The organism is Edaphosphingomonas haloaromaticamans (assembly GCF_001853345.1).
GTDB lineage: Bacteria > Pseudomonadota > Alphaproteobacteria > Sphingomonadales > Sphingomonadaceae > Sphingomonas_E > Sphingomonas_E fennica.
This window is the reverse complement of the sequence record NZ_MIPT01000001.1, coordinates 1,569,064-1,571,565: the sequence shown is the minus strand read 5'-3', so window position 1 is coordinate 1,571,565 and position 2,502 is coordinate 1,569,064. Positions and strand designations below refer to the sequence as shown.

General features: G+C 70.7%; 4 protein-coding genes. All 4 read right to left on the bottom strand.

The window, feature by feature from the left end:
* A partial coding sequence (locus tag BHE75_RS07235; RefSeq protein ID WP_070933456.1) for an FAD-binding protein occupies positions 1-1,302 on the bottom strand: 1,302 nt, incomplete at its 3' end.
* 72 nt (positions 1,303-1,374) lie between these two features.
* A complete protein-coding gene (locus BHE75_RS07230) occupies positions 1,375-2,001 on the bottom strand; it encodes a nucleotidyltransferase family protein (RefSeq protein WP_070933454.1) in 627 nt (208 codons plus the stop codon).
* On the bottom strand, positions 1,998-2,186 hold the full coding sequence (locus BHE75_RS07225; protein ID WP_070933452.1) for a hypothetical protein: 189 nt from the start codon (positions 2,184-2,186) through the stop codon (positions 1,998-2,000). Before BHE75_RS07225 ends, BHE75_RS07230 begins: the two co-directional genes overlap by 4 nt.
* Positions 2,183-2,446 (bottom strand): hypothetical protein, encoded by a 264-nt coding sequence (locus BHE75_RS07220; protein ID WP_254684384.1) that lies wholly within the window; start codon positions 2,444-2,446, stop codon positions 2,183-2,185. Before BHE75_RS07220 ends, BHE75_RS07225 begins: the two co-directional genes overlap by 4 nt.
* Between the last annotated feature and the right edge of the window lie 56 nt (positions 2,447-2,502).

The following is a 2,502-nucleotide window of genomic DNA, read 5'->3' as shown; positions in this document are numbered from 1 at the left end:
CCGCCGGATCGGCACCAGCGGCGATCCGCCGCCCTCGCCCATGAAGAAGCGGTCATAAGGCTCACCGCCCCGGTCGAAATCCTCGTCCCGGCCGGCATCGCAGAAGCCGTTGTAGCGCGCGACCGTCGCCTCCAGCCGATCGGCCGGCACGCCGATCTCGCTTGCCAGCTCCGCCAGCGTCGCGCCGCGCTTGCGATAGCCGGCGGCCACATAATCCTCGGCCTTGCCCACCGGCACGGTCGGGAAGATCACCGGCGGCTCGCCGCCCGTGCTGTCGTCATAGACCATCCAGAAGGGCCGCTTCAGCCGTCCCTCCGCCTCCGCCGCGATGATGTCGCGGCCCAGCCGGTCATAGGCGGCGGATTCGTTGGCGAAACGCTCGCCATTGGCATCGACGAAGATGCCACCGGTCAGCCCGAGCGAGAAGGTTGCCGTGCCGTCCGGGTGCAGGATGCCGGGGGACCACCAGGCCTCGCCCATCAGGTCCACGTCCGCGCCGATGGCGATGCCCGCCTCGATCGGCCGGCCCATATTGCCCGGCGCGCCCACGCAGCCGGAAAGCTCGCCCGGCACGCCAAAACGCGCCCGCATCTCGCCATTGCGTTCGAACCCGCCGGCCGCCGCCAGCACGCCCTTGCGCGCCCGGATGCGGCGTTCGGCCCCGTCCTTGCCCACGACCACGCCGGTAACGGCGCCATCCTCCACCACATAATCGCGGAACGGCGTGGAAAGCCTCAGGTCCGCGCCGGCCTGCGCCTTCAGCGCCAGCAGCAGCCGCCCGATCAGCGCCTGCCCGCCCACCAGCTCCTCCGGCAGGGGCTCGCCCAGCCGTTCCACCGGCAGGGTCGGCCGCAACTGGTCGCGCAAGGCCCCGATCTCCTCGGGCGTCAGGTTCAGCGGCATGATGTGCCGGCCGCCGGCGCGCGCCTTGGGCGCCTTCCCGTAATAATCCGGCCAGGGATAGACGGCGAATTCCAGATGCGGGTCGCTCTCCAGGAAATCGAGCATGGCCGCGCCGTTATCGAGGAAGGCGTCCTGCACCGCGCGCGGGGTGCGGCCCCCCACCACGGCGCGATAATATTCCCGCGCATCCTCCATGGTGTCGTCGTCGCCCGCGCGGCGCAGCGCGGCATTGCAGGGCAGCCACATGCCGCCGCCGGAATAGGCTGTCGTGCCGCCGAACCGGTCGGTCGCCTCGACCAGGATCACCTTCAGGCCCGCCTTGGCGGCGGCCAGCGCGCCCACCAGCGCGCCCCCGCCCGATCCGATGACGACGACGTCGCATTCCTCGTCCCAGGCCATTGCTCTCTCCCATATGATCTTTGCCCGATCGATACCGGCCCCGCCGGCTCAGGCCCAGCCAAGGGGGTGAGCTTATGGCCGCCTGTCGCTTGAGGACGCTTTGGCGAAATTCGCCCGCAGCGCCGCCAGCGCATCGGGCGTATCGGCATCGATCAGGACGGCGGGCGTATCGCAGGCCATGAAGGTCACGGCATCGCCCAGCGCGTCGATCAGCCCGCGCGCGCCCTTGTCGCCCCGGATCGCCATCAGCCGGGGGAAGTAGCTCCGTCCCCAGATCACCGGATTGCCGCGCCGCCCGCCATGCACGGGCACGATCACCCGCTCCCTGCCCGCCTCGTCCGCCAGGCTGCGCAGCACGGCCGCCGGGATCGATGGCATGTCGCCCAGGCAGATCATCGCCGCGCCCCAATCGTCCGGCACTGCGGCTATCCCCGCCGCCAGCGATCGCGAAAGCCCCTCGGCATGGTCGGCGGCATGAACGAAACGGCAATCCCTGCCCGCCAGCGCCTGCTCGATCGCCGGCGCGTCATGCCCCGTCACCACGATCGGCGGCGGCAGGCCGGCCGCGCGGATGGCCTCGGCGACGTGAAGGATCAGCGGCCGCCCGTCCAGATCGGCGGTCAGCTTGTTCGCCCCCATCCGCCGGGAGGAGCCGGCGGCGAGCAGGATCGCACCCGCCTTCGCCGCGCGGACGCTCAATCCTCCGGCTCCCAGGCTTCCTGCCCATAGGGGCCGTCCCTGCGGATCTGGTCCGCGATCAGGCCGCCCACGCCCATCCGCGCGATCACCCCGCCATCGACCGGCAACCCCACCGCGATCCGCTCCAGCACCAGATCGATGCCGTTGCGGCGCGGGCTGCGCGCGCAGCCCGGCAGGCCGATCACTGTCTCTTATACACATCTAGATGTGTATAAGAGACAGCCACCACATAGGGCCGGGGCCAGCTCGGCCGGCCGACGAAATCGTCGGTCACGCGGGCCAGCCCGCGCGATGCGGCGACGTGCAGGTTGATGAGGCGGGTGAGCGGTAGGAACACCTCCTCCACCTCGACCATCGACGTCGGCTCGTTGGCGCCGCGCAGCGCCTCCACCTCGGCCTCGCTCAGCATCATCGGCACGCTGGAGCGGCTGTCTCTTATACACATCTAGATGTGTATAAGAGACAGGGGCAGGGCACGCCGCCCGCCAGCGCCCGGCCCCG